This is a genomic window from Xanthomonas arboricola pv. juglandis, from assembly GCF_905367715.1.
GTDB lineage: Bacteria > Pseudomonadota > Gammaproteobacteria > Xanthomonadales > Xanthomonadaceae > Xanthomonas > Xanthomonas arboricola.
This window is the reverse complement of record NZ_HG999362.1, coordinates 2,803,873-2,817,350: the sequence shown is the minus strand read 5'-3', so window position 1 is coordinate 2,817,350 and position 13,478 is coordinate 2,803,873. Positions and strand designations below refer to the sequence as shown.

The following is a 13,478-nucleotide window of genomic DNA, read 5'->3' as shown; positions in this document are numbered from 1 at the left end:
TCGTCGTTGGCTCGCTGCAGACAAGACGCCTGGGCGCAAACGGAAGAGTACCGATGTCGCACCAAGCACTGGCGGCGCCCGCGTCCTGAGGTGCACAGTCGTTGCCGGGCCACGCTTCGCAATCGAGAGGGTTCATGGCAGTTACCGAGGCCGCAGCGGCGCCGCTTTCCCCTGGCGAGAACGCCTATCTGAGCATCAGCGAGGTCCGCAAGGAGTTCGATGGCGTCGTGGCGGTCGACGAGGTCAGCCTGCAGATCCGCAAGGGCGAGATCTTCGCGCTGCTGGGCGGCTCGGGCAGCGGCAAGTCCACCCTGCTGCGCTGCCTGGCCGGCTTCGAGCGGCCGACCAAAGGCCGCATCGTGCTCGATGGCCAGCCGATCGACGCGTTGCCGCCGTACGAGCGGCCGATCAACATGATGTTCCAGTCGTATGCGCTGTTCCCGCACATGAGCGTGGAGCAGAACATCGCCTTTGGACTGAAGCAGGAAGCGCTGTCCAAGCCGGCGATCGCGGCGCGCGTGGGCGAGATGCTGGAGCTGGTGCAGCTTGGCAGCCTGGCCAGGCGCAAGCCGCATCAATTGTCCGGCGGGCAGCAGCAACGCGTGGCGCTGGCGCGCTCGCTGGCCAAGCGGCCCAAGCTGCTGCTGCTGGACGAACCGATGGGCGCACTGGACAAGAAGCTGCGCGCGCAGATGCAGCTGGAGCTGGTCAACATCATCGAGACCTCCGGCGTCACCTGCGTCATGGTCACCCATGATCAGGAAGAGGCCATGAGCATGGCCACCCGCATCGCGTTGATGGACCAGGGCTGGATCCAGCAGGTCGGCACCCCGGACGAAATCTACGAGCAACCGGCCAACCGGTTCGCTGCTGAATTCATCGGCTCGGTCAATTTGATCGACGCGGTGATCGTCGAGGACAAACCGGATTACGTCGGCCTGAAGGCGTCGGCCTTCGACGCCAATATCCGGATTGGCCACGGCATCACCGGTTTCGAAGGGCAGGCGGTGGCGTTCGCGCTGCGCCCGGAAAAACTGGTCATCGGCAAGGACGAACCGGCCCAGGCTTGCAACAAGGCGCAGGGCGTGATCGAGGACATCGGCTATTTCGGTAGCCATTCGGTCTATCACGTGCGCCTGCCCGGCGGTTTCAAGCTGATGGCCAACTTCGCCAACCGTCAGCGTTGGGCCAGCGAAGCGCTGACCTGGGGCGACGCCGTCTGGCTGAGCTGGGGCGAGGACGACGGCGTGGTGCTCACCGCATGAGGCGCCTGATCCGCGCATTGCCGGGCGCGCGCTGGGGCGTGATCGCCGCACCGTATCTGTGGCTGCTGGTGTTCTTCGCCATCCCGTTCCTGATCGTGCTGAAGATCTCCTTCGCCGAGCGCGCCACCGCGATGCCGCCGTACACGCCGTTGTTTGCCGTTGCGGCCGATGGGGCGCTGAGCCTCAAGCTGCATCTGGGCAATTATCTGGTCATGCTGCGCGACAGCCAGTACCTGGCGGCGTATGCGAGTTCGATCAGGATCGCCGCACTGTCGACCGTGTTTGCGCTGTTGATCGGCTACCCGATGGCCTATGTCATTGCGCGTCTGCCGCTGGCCACGCGCAATATGGCGATGATGCTGGTGGTGCTGCCGTCATGGACCTCGTTCCTGATCCGCGTCTACGCCTGGATCGGCATCCTCGACGGCAACGGCCTGCTCAATCAGGCGCTGCTGGCGCTGGGGGTGATCCGGCAGCCCTTGCAGTTGCTGTACACGCCGCTGGCCGCCTACATCGGCATCGTGTACTGCTATCTGCCGTTCATGGTGCTGCCGTTGTACGCCAATCTGGTCAAGCACAACCAGCGATTGCTCGAAGCCGCCTACGACTTGGGCGCACGGCCGTGGCAGGCCTTCGTGCGCATCACCTTGCCGCTGTCGCGCAACGGGATCGTGGCCGGCTGCATGCTGGTGATGATCCCGGCGGTGGGCGAGTTCGTGATTCCGGAAATGCTGGGCGGGCCGGACACCTTGATGATCGGCCGCGTGCTGTGGGGCGAGTTCTTCAATAATCGCGACTGGCCGGTGGCCGCTGCGGTGGCCACGGTGATGTTGCTGCTGTTGCTGGTGCCGATCGTGCTGTTCCACCGTTATCAGCAGCGTGAGCTGGAAGGGCGGCTGACATGATGCGCGCCTCTCCCGGCACGCGCCTGCTGGGCGCTGGCGTGCTCGCGCTGGGGTTCGGCTTTCTGTATCTGCCGATCCTGTTGCTGATGGTCTACTCGTTTAACGCCTCGCGGCTGGCGATGGTGTGGGGCGGCTTTTCCACGCGTTGGTACGGCGAATTGCTGCGCGATCGGCAGTTGCTGGAGGCGGCCTGGGTCAGTCTGCAAGTCGCGTTCTGGACCGCCTGTGCATCGACGGTGCTGGGGACGATGGCGGCGCTGGCAATGGTGCGCATGCGGCGTTTTCCCGGCAAGACCCTGTTCGGTGCATTGATCACCGCACCGCTGGTGATGCCGGAAGTGATCATCGGCCTGTCGATCCTGTTGTTGCTGGTCTCGATGGGCGGTGTCCTCGGGATCGCACCGCGCGGCGCGGTGGCGATCTGGGCGGCGCATGTCACCTTCACCGTCTCGTTCGTGACGGTGGTGATTTCCTCGCGCCTGCAGGAACTGGATCGCTCGCTGGAAGAGGCGGCGATGGATCTGGGCGCGACGCCGCTGAAGGTGTTCTTCCTGATCACCTTGCCGATCATTGCCCCGGCACTCGCATCGGGTTGGCTGCTTGCCTTTACGCTGTCGCTGGACGATGTGGTGATCGCCAGCTTTCTGGCGGGGCCCAGTTCGACCACCTTGCCGATCAAGGTGTTTGCGTCGGTGCGGCTGGGCATCAGCCCCAAGATCAACGCACTTGCCACGCTGATGGTGCTGGCGGTGTCGATCGCCGCAGTGATCGGCTGGTGGCTGCTGGCGCGCGGCGAAAAACGTCGTCAGCGCGATGCGCAACTGGCGCTGCAAGCTGCTTCCTGAGCAGGCACCAACATGGGGGTGGCGAATGCATCGCAACAAGCGGCGGCCAGACGGCTGCGAACGCCGACGCCACCGACATCCACGATGGCTGCAAGCCGATTGCGGACGCCTGCGGCGGCTAGCGGACGCCGGGCACGGCAGTTGGTTGGGCCGCTGTTACCTGGCCGGAGGCGTGTACCCGCTATCCCAGGGCTGCGGCTTGGTCAGGTAGCACTGATACTCGGCGCTGATGTCGTAGCCCTGTTGCTCGACTCTGGGTTGTTCGTCGGCGCGATCCTTGTCCCTGTTCTTGCCGTTCTGGTCGCCGTCGTCCTTGGATTTCTGCTTGCTCGGATAGATCGTGACCATGTTCGGCGACGAGTGCGCGGTGACGAATTGGCGGATGGCAGTGTCCGAGCAGGCACGCAGTGCCTCTTCCTCGCAGGGTTGGCTGGGATTGGGCAGCGTGTTATTGCAGCTCACTGTGACAAATCCGTTCGGGCCGGGTCGCGGGCCGTGCAGCATGTCCTGCAGGACGGCGCATCCCGGCAGGCAGGCGCCGATGCCAAGTACAACTATAACAATCAGATCCCTGCGCATCGTGGTGGTCTTCCGTGAATGGATAAAGCTGCCAAGTGCCGAATGCTAGAGCATTTTTGTGCGGTGGGACGGTCGGGACAGGGTAGGGCCGCTTTCGTTCGCGTGGCTGGGAGCGTTGTTCCGGTTGCCAGTGATCCGCGAGCCGTGCGATGCAGGGTGCGGCATTGCGTCGCGGCGTGGGTAAACACAGCGTTGCAGCGATTTGCTGCGGTTGTGACGCGGCTGCAACTTGCCGGCGACTAGCATGGCGGGCCTGTAACAGGAGACCGTCATGTCCTACGACACCGTCAACCCGGCCAATGGCCAGGTCGAACATACCCAGCACACCCTGGACGCCGCCGCCATCGAGGCGCGTCTGGCTGCTTCCGCCAAGGCATTTCCGCAATGGGCGGCGCTGCCGTTGGCCGAGCGCGGCGCATTGCTGCGCAGGGTCGGCGAAGAGCTGACCCGGCGGCGCGACGACCTGCAGCGCATCATGACTGCCGAAATGGGCAAGCTGCGCCACGAGGCGCTGGCCGAGGTGGACAAGTGCGCGCAGGGCTGCGCCTATTACGCCGAACATGCAGCTGACTACCTGGCACCGCGCGATATCCCGACCGAGGCGCAGTCCAGCTATGTGCGCTACGAGCCACTGGGCTGCGTGTTTGCGGTGATGCCGTGGAATTTTCCGTTGTGGCAGGCGTTCCGTTTCCTCGCCCCGGGTCTGATGGCCGGCAATGTCGCGCTGCTCAAGCACGCCAGCAATGTGCCGCGCTGCGCCGATGCGATGAAGGAGGTGCTGGATGCCGCCGGTATTCCGCCCGGCGTGTTCGATGTGCTGCATATCGACAATGACCAGGCTGCAGACGTGTTGCGTGACGATCGCATTGCCGCAGTGACGCTGACCGGCAGCGAGCGCGCCGGACGTTCGCTGGCTGCAAATGCGGGCGATCAGTTGAAGAAGTGCGTGATGGAACTCGGCGGCAGCGATGCGTTCGTGGTGCTGGAAGACGCCGACCTGGAGCACACCGTCGCCTCCGCCGTGCAGTCGCGGTTCGACAACAGCGGGCAGACCTGCATCGCCGCCAAGCGCTTCATCGTGGTGGACGCCATCGCCGATCAGTTCATTGAACGCTTCGTTGCCGCCGCCTCCCAGCGCGTGCTCGGCGACCCGCAGCAGGAGGGCACCACACTGGCGCCCATGGCCCGCGCGGATCTGCGCGACGAGCTGCACAAGCAGGTGCAACACAGCGTGGAAAAGGGCGCCAAGGTGCTGCTGGGCGGCGAACCGGTACGCGGTTCGCATGCAGGCTATCCGGCCACCATCCTTGATCATGTCGCCCCGGGCATGCCGGCCTACGAGGAGGAGTTTTTCGGCCCGGTCGCGTCGGTCATTCGCGTGCGGGATGAAGCCGAGGCGGTACGCGTGGCCAACGACACCAGCTTCGGCCTGGGCGGCAGTGTGTGGACCTCTGATGCCAAGCGCGGCGAGCGCGTCGCGCAGCAATTGCAGTGCGGTGCGGCGTTCGTCAATTCGGTGGTCAAGAGCGACGTGCGGCTACCGTTCGGTGGCATCAAGCGCTCGGGCTTCGGCCGCGAGTTGGCCGAGCACGGCATCCACGAGTTCATGAACATCAAGACGATCTATGTGGCTTGAGTTCGGGGATTGGGGATTCGGGATTGGGGATTCGTAAAAGCAGGCAGCCTTCCTTTTCCCCCTCGGGAGAAGGTGCCCAAAGGGCAGATGGGGGTAAATGCAACACGCGCGCCACAGTCACGCGTCCAGCTCCAACCAATCCCCACTCCCCACTCCCAAATCCCAGCCGCAAAGCGGCCTAAAGCCACCGCGCTCGCTTGAACAGGCGATACAACACCAGGCACGAGGCGACCACGCCGGCTACCAGCAGCGGGTAGGCGTAAGGTTTGTCCAGTTCGGGCATGTGGGTGAAATTCATGCCGTACCAGCTGGTGATCAGGGTGGGCGCGGCCAGCAGGGCGGCCCAGGCGCCCAGGCGCTTGACGGTTTCGCCCTGGGCCAGGGTCACCATCGACAGGTTGACGCTCAGCGCGGTACCCAGCATTTCGCGCAAGGTGTCGATAGCGTCGTTGATGCGCACGGCATGGTCGAGCACGTCGCGCAGATAGATGCCGACCTCGTCGTGGATCAGCGAGCCAGGGTTGCGCTTGAGGTGCGAGAGCACGTCCTGCAATGGCGCCACGACCAACCGCATCTTGTTGAGTTCGCGCTTGAGCTCGTACAGGCGCACCACGGTTTCGCGCTTGTAGTTGTCGGCGAAGATGTCCTTTTCCAGGCCTTCCAGCGTGTCGCGGAACTCGTCCATGATCGGAAGGTAGTTGTCGACCACGAAGTCGAGCACGCCATACAGGCAGAACGAGGCGCCCATGCGCAGCATCGCCGGTTCGCGTTCGACCCGGTGCCGCACCGGCGTGTACGACAGCGATGCGCCATGGCGCACCGTCAACAGAAAGCGCGCGCCCAGAAACGCGTGCGTCTCGCCGTAGCGGATGCGCTCGTTGACCAGTTGTGCGGTGTTGACCACCACGAACAAGGAGTTGCCGTAGCTCTCGGCCTTGGGCCGTTGGTGCGCCTTGAGCGCATCCTCGATGGCCAGATCGTGCAGGCCGAACTCATCCTGTAGCTTGTGCAGCACCGATTCCTGCGGCTCGTACAGGCCGACCCAGACAAAGCCATCCGGGCGCTGCAGCACGTCGCTGATCTGCTCCAGGCTGATGTCGTGGCGCTCGCCCTGGCCGTCGTAATAGGCGCAGGTGATGACGCAGGAGGGGTTGTCCGGATGGCGGCCGTGGTGGTTCATGGGCGCATCCTGGATCAGCGCGTGCGGACGGACAAGTCACGCCGCCGCAACGCGATGGCGAGCGCGGCATGGATCGGCAACAGCAGCAGCACCCACTGCAGGTTGTCCTGCGCCTGGAACGACAGCCAGTGGATCAGCAGCGCCAGCAGTGCCGCGGCGGCGACCACCCAGCGCAGCACATCGAACCAGCGCCCGGGCCGGCGCCCGCGCAGCACGGCGATGCCGCCGATCAACAGCAGCACGCACAGCGGGTTGACCAGCAACAGGTTGCGATTGGCCCAGGCCGACTGATGCGCGGTGAAGCCCCACAGATATACCAGCAAGCCGCCGCCGATCGCGCACAGCAGCCAGTACGGCATGGCCAGGGCGGCCAGCACGCGTTGCCGGCGACCGAGTGCCAGCACGCCGGCAGCGACGATCAGCCCGGTCAGCAGCCATGGCCACCAGTGGCGCTGCTGTTCGGCCGGCTCCGGTGCGATGCGATGCGGCAGCAGGACCTGGGTGGACTGCACCAACGGGCGGCCGGCGCCGTTGTGCACCTGGGTCAGGCTGTCGGCCAGGCGCATCGGCACGAAGGCTTCTTCCCAGCGCGACAGCGGGCGGTCCGCATACGGCCCCAGGCCCAGGTCGAAGCCCAGCCACATCCACGGGGCAGGGGAGGCCAGGCGCACCGCTTCGCTGCGGAAGGTGTTGCCGCGCGAGCGCCCGGCCAGTTGCGATTTCAAAGCGCCACCCATGGCCCGGTCCAGCGTGTCGCGGACCATGGTGGCGCAGTTGGCCACGAAGTAATCGTAGTGGTAGCGCGCGTTCTCGGGCTGGCTGCGGATGGCCAGCCCGTCAGCCAACGCGCGCGCCTGGTCCGGTGGCAGGTCCAGCCATTGGATGCTGACGCCGCGGCCGACCGCACGGTATTGCTGCAGGTCTTCTTCCAGCGGCAACGCGACCAGGTAATACATCATCTCGCCGCGCGCAAAGCGCGGGACGAAATCCGGCTCGCCGGGGTCGAAGAAGCCGAAGTTGTACGAGGTGGCCTGCCCGGTGACGGGATCGACCACCACGATGGCATCGTGGCCGAAGCGCTCGAAGAACACTTCGCCCGGCTGCATGGTGACCACGCCGACCCGCGGTGCCGGCACATTGGGCTGGGCAGGCGGCGGCTCGGTGGCCTGGGCCATGGCGGCAGGTGCCACCAACCACGCCAGCAACAGCAGCACACACGCTGCCGCCCGGCGCCGGATGCTGCCGCGGCCTGGCGCTGCAGCAGTCACGCGATACCAACGGTTCAAGCGTCGTCCTGCGGGTCTGGCGGCAGAATGGTCACGTGGAAGGCGTGCACGCGCCGCGCATCGGCCTTGGCCACACGGAAGGCAAAGCGCCCCAGCGTCAGCTCTTCGCCGGTTTCCGGCAGGTGGCCGATCGCATCGGTAACCAGGCCGCCGACGGTGTCGTACTCGTCGTCGGGGAAGTCGGCACCAAAGCGCTCGTTGAAGTCTTCGATCGGCGTCAGCGCATCGACCACATAGCGGCCGTCGGCCTGGATCGCGATCAGAGAATTCTCGTCTTCGGCATCGTCGTGCTCGTCGTCGATCTGGCCGACGATCTGCTCCAACACGTCTTCGATGGTGACCAGCCCGGCGACGCCGCCGTACTCGTCCACCACGATCGCCATGTGGTTGCGCGACAGCCGGAACTCCTTCAGCAGCACGTTGAGCTTCTTGGACTCGGGGATCAGCACCGCCGGGCGCAGCAGTTCGCGCACGTTGCCGGGGCCGTTGTCGGCGACCACGCCGCGCAACAAGTCCTTGGCCAGCAGGATGCCGAGCACTTCGTCCTTGTTCTCGCCGTGCACCGGGAAGCGCGAATGGCCTGATTCCACCACCTGCTTCATCAGGTCGATGAAGCGCGCCTCCACCGGCAGCGAGACCATCTGCGAGCGCGAGATCATCACATCGCCCACGGTGAGCTCGGACACGGAGATTGCGCCTTCCATCATGCGCAAGGTGTCTGCAGCGATGAGACCGTCCTGTTCGGCGGTCCGCAGCAGCGCGACCAGTTCGTCGCGGGTATGGGGTTCGCCAGAGAAGGCAGCGCTCAGGCGCTCGAGCCAGCTACGGCGTTTTTCGGGTGTTTCTTGGGATTGGCTACTGTCGTCTTCGGACATCGTGACGTGGGACGGCACCCGGCATACCAGGCGATAGCCGTCAGTCTAACAGGAAGCCGCTAAGGCGCTGTGGACGGGGTGGGGCGGGCGCTACGCTTCAGGGCAGGTCCAGGCTGTAGCCGCAGCCGACTACGGTCTTGCCCGGATGCGACTTCACGTTGGAGACGCTGAGCACGACCGATTCGATCATCGCCTCGCCGGTCTTGGGGTTGGTGGTGTCTTCGCTGACCAGCTCGCGGCCGTACATGACCTTGTCGGCGTTATCCACGCCCAGTTCCAGGTTCAGCTGTTTGGCCAGCGGGCGCGGGTCGGGCAGGTCCAGCAGCGCCATGACGCTGGCCCCGGAGAACGCGATGTGGGTGGTGCTGTGGCCGAACACGCTGATCGGCGTGTTGAGCGTGTACTCGGTCATGAACAGGTTGGCCTGGTCCAGCGGCGTCCAGCCCAGCGCCACCGCCTTGAGCGGGTCGGCCAGCACCGGTGCCAGCGCGTTGAAGTCGCCGATGCGCTGGCGGCATTCGATCAGGGCCGGCAGGTCGGGGCGTGCCGGCGCGGCCTGCGCCCAGGCACTGGAGCAGGCCAGCAACAGCAACGCGGTGGCGAGGCAGGCCCGCATCAGCGCTCTCCCGCGTACGGGTCGTCGATGCCGAGATCGGCCAGGATCTCGCGTTCGAGTTGCTCCATCGCATCGGCTTCCTTGTCGTCTTCGTGGTCCCAGCCGAGCAGATGCAGCGTGCCGTGCACGGTCAGATGGGCGTAATGCGCGGCCAGCGACTTGCCTTGTTCGGCCGCCTCGCGCGCCACCACCGGCGCGCAGATCACCAGATCGCCGAGCAGCGGCATCTTGATGCCCTTGGGCAGTCCTTCGGGTAAATCGGCCGGAAAGCTCAGCACATTGGTGGCGTAATCCTTGCCCCGGTAATGATGGTTGAGCGAGCAGCCTTCCTTCTCGTCGACAATCCGCACCGCCAGGTCGGCCTCGCGGATGCGTCCCTTCAGTGCAGCGGCCACCCACTTGCGAAAACTCACCGCCGATGGCAGACCGGCGCGCGGCAGCGCATAACTGACAGCGACGTCGAGGCGGACAGGTCCACGGGTCATGGCGAGAGTTTCCTGGGCAGAGGGTCAGCGCGTGCAGGTGATCAGTAGTATCACCACAGGCCCGTTGGCCACGCGGTAGCTCGAACTGCCGATCGGGCCGCGCCCGCAGCCCAGATTGTAATCCCGCACCCGCAAGCTTGAAACGAATCCTGGCTGGTCATGCAGCCAGACCGCAGCGATACCGCTTTCCAGGAGTCCGCCGACCAGCGACTGGCTTGAGCGATGCGCGTGCTGGATCGGTGAGCTTTCGCAGCCGCGTGCATCCGTGACCGTTCCCGGTAGATCGAGCAGCCAGCGCGCGCTGCGACCTTGCTGCCAAGCACTGAGTCGTACCCGATCGTTCCCTGCCGGCATATCGCCGCGCCCCTGTTCCGCCAGCCTCTCCAAGTGCGCTGTTGGGATGCTGATGCTGGTTTGTTCGGCGGCCAGCGACACACAGGGGGGCGCCACATGTGTCGCCGTGATCACATCGCGATCTGCGATCGGGATTCCCGGAGGCAGCGGCGCTTCGGTGGCCCCGAGCGATGCCGCCGCGACCAATCCGCTTGCCAACGTCAAGCTGGCAAGGAATAGCCTCACTCAGCGTTGTTCTTGATCGCAGCGTCCTGCTGATCGCGCTTTTCATAGGCCGTGACGATGCGCTGCACCAGCGGGTGGCGCACCACGTCGCGCGCTTCGAAGAAGGTGAAGCTGGCGCCGTCCACATCGCGCAGCACCTCGATCGCGTCGCGCAGGCCAGACTTAACGTGCTTGGGCAGGTCGATCTGGGTCAGGTCGCCGGTGACCACCGCAGTGGAGCCGAAGCCCAGCCGGGTCAGGAACATCTTCATCTGCTCGATGGTGGTGTTCTGTGCCTCGTCCAGGATCACGTAGGCATCGTTGAGCGTGCGGCCGCGCATATAGGCCAGCGGCGCGATCTCGATGACGTTCTTTTCCAGCAGCTTGACCACTTTTTCCACGCCCAGCATTTCGTAGAGCGCGTCGTAGAGCGGGCGCAGATACGGGTCCACCTTCTGGCTGAGATCGCCGGGCAGGAAGCCCAGCTTCTCGCCGGCTTCCACCGCCGGGCGCACCAGGATCAGCCGCTGTACGCGCGACTCGTTCAGCGCCTCGACCGCGCTGGCCACGGCCAGGAAGGTCTTGCCGGTACCGGCGGGGCCGATGCCGAAATTGATGTCGTGCGTGGCGATCGCATGCAGGTACTTGGCCTGGTTGGCACCGCGGCCACGCACGGTGCCGCGTTTGACCTTGATCGCCACGTCCTGGGCCACGTAGGAACGATCGACCACCTGCTCGACGTTGGCATCGTTCAAGCGCAGGTGGATGGCGTGGTTGTCGAAGGTGGTGGAGGCGGCTTCATCGTACAGGGCGGTCAGCAGCGTCTGCGCGGCGGTGATCGCCGGCTCCGGGCCGGTGACGCGGAAGACGTTGCCGCGGTTGGCGATCTCCACGCCGAGCTTGAGCTCGATCTGGCGCAGGTGCGCGTCGAACGGGCCGGCCAGGTTGGCCAGGCGCTCGGTGTCGTCGGGTTCCAGGGTGAAGTCGCGATGTGCAGGTGAATTCATGATCGGATCGGACCGCGCACGCATGCGCTGGTCGGTTGGGCGGCAGACGAGGGTAGCGCGCAGCGCGTGATCCCACCAACACGCCCGGCTGCCGCAAGCGCATGGTCATGGCCGGTCCCCGGTGGTGTGCGCGGGTTTTCCACAATCGCTGTGGAGTCACGCATCACTAACCTGTGGATAAAAATCGTGGCGCCTACTCGCACAAGGTCCGGCAGGGGCGTGGCGAAAAAATCACCACTACGATGGCGGTTGTCCACAAGCGGTGTGGATCGAATCCGGCAAAGCCTGTGGGTAAGTGCTCGCATGCCTTATGCCGCAAGGTGTTGCAGACAGGTGGTGAAATTTTGATCACTTACCTTGTGTGCCGTGTGACCAGGGAGGTCGGTGTCGTTGTTGTGCGCGATCACGACCATGCCCGGCGTATGCGAGCAGTGCGCGCTGTTGTTGACCTAGACCAACCACGGCTTAGTAGCGCGCAGATGCTGGAGCGCCGATCGGCGAATGCAGTGCGGCAAGCAATCAGCTGCGTGCTTGCCGACGATCGAGGTGCGAGGCAGGACGCGCGTGACCTCAACGCAATTGCCAGCGTGTTGCACGCACGCAGCTACGCAAAGCAACGCAACAACGATAGCAGGCAGACGCAGCATCGCGTGTCCGGCCGCTGGATACGAGACCAGTGACCAACCAGCGCGTACCTTCCAGTCAGCACGACGCGATGCATGCCGTGGCGCCCCGCGCCCCGGCACCTATGCGGCATCAGCTTTCGCTGTCGTCCACCTGGATAAGACCGCGCAGCGAATTGCTCATCGCCTCGGTGATCAGCACATCGACGAACTGCCCGATCAGGCGCGGGTTACCGGGGAAATTCACCGGGCGCATGTTCTCGCTCTTGCCGGTCAATTCGTTCGGATCGCGCCGCGACGGGCCTTCCACCAGTACCCGTTGCACGCTGCCGACCATGGACTGCGAAATGCGCGTGGCGTGCGTGTTGATCTGCGCCTGCAAACGCGCAAGCCGTGCCTGTTTGACCGCTTCCGGCGTGTCGTCCTGCAGGTCCGAGGCCGGCGTGCCGGGACGCCGCGAATACACGAACGAGAAACTCTGGTCGAAGCCCACGTCCTCGATCAGCTTCATGGTCTTTTCGAAATCCGCTTCGGTCTCGCCGGGAAAACCGACGATGAAGTCCGAGCTGATCGAAATATCCGGACGCACCGCGCGCAGCTTGCGGATCTTGGACTTGAATTCCAGCGCGGTATAGCCACGCTTCATCGCCGACAGGATGCGGTCGCTGCCGGCCTGCACCGGCAGATGCAGGTAATTGGCCAGCTGCGGCACATCGCGGTACGCATCCACCAGTGAGTCGGAAAATTCCAGCGGATGCGAGGTGGTGAAACGGATACGGCCGATGCCCTCGATCTGCGCGATGGTGCGGATCAACAAGCCCAGATCGGCGTATTGCGCCGCGTCGCCGGCATCGGCGCCGTACGCGCCGCGATACGCATTGACGTTCTGGCCGAGCAGATTGATCTCGCGCACGCCTTGCGCGGCCAGTTGCGCCACCTCCACCAGCACGTCCTCGAACGGCCGGCTGACTTCTTCGCCACGGGTGTAGGGCACCACGCAGAACGAGCAGTACTTGGAGCAGCCTTCCATGATCGACACGAACGCCGACGGGCCCTCGGCGCGCGGCTCGGGCAGGCGATCGAACTTCTCGATTTCCGGAAAGCTGATGTCCACCTGCGACTTGCCCGATTCGCGCCGTGCGCGGATCAGCTCCGGCAGGCGATGCAGGGTCTGCGGGCCGAACACCAGATCCACGTAGGGCGCGCGCTTGACGATGGCCTCGCCTTCCTGCGAGGCCACGCAGCCGCCCACGCCGATGATTACCGGCTTGCCGCCGGCTTTCAGCGCCTTCCAGCGGCCCAGCTGGCTGAACACCTTTTCCTGCGCCTTCTCACGGATGGAGCAGGTGTTGACCAGCACCACGTCGGCGTCTTCGGGGTTGTCGGTCAGCTCCAGGCCTTCGGACGCGGCGAGCACGTCGGCCATCTTGGCCGAGTCGTACTCGTTCATCTGGCACCCGTGGGTCTTGATGTAGAGCTTGCCGCGCACCACGGCAGGCGCCGACGGGCGGGCCACCGGCAGCGGCAACAGGGCGGGTGCGTCCACGGCGGTGGCCGCGGACAGGTCGGAAACGGATGTCCCGGGCATGGCGCTTATTCCAGGCGGGTAGAAGATAGC

The 13,478-nt window shown here is 65.0% G+C and carries 13 protein-coding genes; 4 read left to right on the top strand and 9 right to left on the bottom strand.

From position 1 onward, the window contains the following. The first annotated feature begins 134 nt into the window (after positions 1-134). The 3 genes from KHN93_RS12305 to KHN93_RS12295 are packed head-to-tail and all read left to right on the top strand — an operon-like array spanning position 135 to position 3,015. Positions 135-1,265, top strand: coding sequence for an ABC transporter ATP-binding protein (locus KHN93_RS12305; protein ID WP_211920226.1), 1,131 nt, complete (start codon positions 135-137; stop codon positions 1,263-1,265). Then, on the top strand, positions 1,262-2,170 hold the full coding sequence (locus KHN93_RS12300) for an ABC transporter permease subunit (protein ID WP_211920223.1): 909 nt from the start codon (positions 1,262-1,264) through the stop codon (positions 2,168-2,170). The genes KHN93_RS12305 and KHN93_RS12300 overlap by 4 nt, the downstream gene beginning before the upstream one ends. Next, entirely contained in the window at positions 2,167-3,015 is an 849-nt protein-coding gene (locus tag KHN93_RS12295; RefSeq protein ID WP_211920221.1) for an ABC transporter permease subunit, read from the top strand. Before KHN93_RS12300 ends, KHN93_RS12295 begins: the two co-directional genes overlap by 4 nt. Before the next feature lie 156 nt (positions 3,016-3,171). Here KHN93_RS12295 and KHN93_RS12290 read toward each other — a convergent pair whose 3' ends face one another. Beyond that, positions 3,172-3,594 (bottom strand): hypothetical protein, encoded by a 423-nt coding sequence (locus KHN93_RS12290; protein WP_211920219.1) that lies wholly within the window; start codon positions 3,592-3,594, stop codon positions 3,172-3,174. Positions 3,595-3,865: 271 nt separating this feature from the next. Between KHN93_RS12290 and KHN93_RS12285 the strand changes: the two genes are divergently transcribed. Next, the gene (locus KHN93_RS12285) at positions 3,866-5,230 is read left to right on the top strand and encodes an NAD-dependent succinate-semialdehyde dehydrogenase (protein ID WP_211920217.1); all 1,365 of its coding nucleotides are present in this window, start codon (positions 3,866-3,868) and stop codon (positions 5,228-5,230) included. A 178-nt stretch (positions 5,231-5,408) separates the two neighbouring features. Here the strand turns inward: KHN93_RS12285 and KHN93_RS12280 are convergent, their stop codons facing one another. The 8 genes from KHN93_RS12280 to miaB form a co-directional block, all read right to left on the bottom strand. Next, on the bottom strand, positions 5,409-6,410 hold the full coding sequence (locus KHN93_RS12280) for a magnesium and cobalt transport protein CorA (protein WP_016901627.1): 1,002 nt from the start codon (positions 6,408-6,410) through the stop codon (positions 5,409-5,411). A 14-nt stretch (positions 6,411-6,424) separates the two neighbouring features. After that, entirely contained in the window at positions 6,425-7,696 is a 1,272-nt protein-coding gene (locus KHN93_RS12275) for a lipoprotein N-acyltransferase Lnb domain-containing protein (RefSeq protein ID WP_080960646.1), read from the bottom strand. Beyond that, complete coding sequence (locus KHN93_RS12270; protein WP_024939270.1) at positions 7,693-8,571, bottom strand: CorC family transporter; 879 nt, start codon at positions 8,569-8,571, stop codon at positions 7,693-7,695. Before KHN93_RS12270 ends, KHN93_RS12275 begins: the two co-directional genes overlap by 4 nt. Before the next feature lie 97 nt (positions 8,572-8,668). Continuing rightward, positions 8,669-9,187 carry a hypothetical protein gene (locus tag KHN93_RS12265; protein WP_211920215.1) on the bottom strand — a complete coding sequence of 173 codons (519 nt, stop codon included), beginning with the start codon at positions 9,185-9,187 and terminating at the stop codon, positions 8,669-8,671. Beyond that, positions 9,187-9,672 (bottom strand): rRNA maturation RNase YbeY, encoded by a 486-nt coding sequence (ybeY, locus tag KHN93_RS12260; RefSeq protein ID WP_039512024.1) that lies wholly within the window; start codon positions 9,670-9,672, stop codon positions 9,187-9,189. The genes KHN93_RS12265 and ybeY overlap by 1 nt, the downstream gene beginning before the upstream one ends. Positions 9,673-9,696: 24 nt before the next feature. Next, positions 9,697-10,107: a hypothetical protein gene (locus KHN93_RS12255; protein ID WP_244812114.1), complete on the bottom strand. Its 411-nt coding sequence runs from the start codon at positions 10,105-10,107 to the stop codon at positions 9,697-9,699. 140 nt (positions 10,108-10,247) lie between these two features. Then, positions 10,248-11,237, bottom strand: coding sequence for a PhoH family protein (locus KHN93_RS12250; RefSeq protein WP_127159049.1), 990 nt, complete (start codon positions 11,235-11,237; stop codon positions 10,248-10,250). 756 nt (positions 11,238-11,993) lie between these two features. Continuing rightward, the gene (miaB, locus tag KHN93_RS12245; protein WP_102581543.1) at positions 11,994-13,448 is read right to left on the bottom strand and encodes a tRNA (N6-isopentenyl adenosine(37)-C2)-methylthiotransferase MiaB; all 1,455 of its coding nucleotides are present in this window, start codon (positions 13,446-13,448) and stop codon (positions 11,994-11,996) included. Positions 13,449-13,478 lie beyond the last annotated feature (30 nt).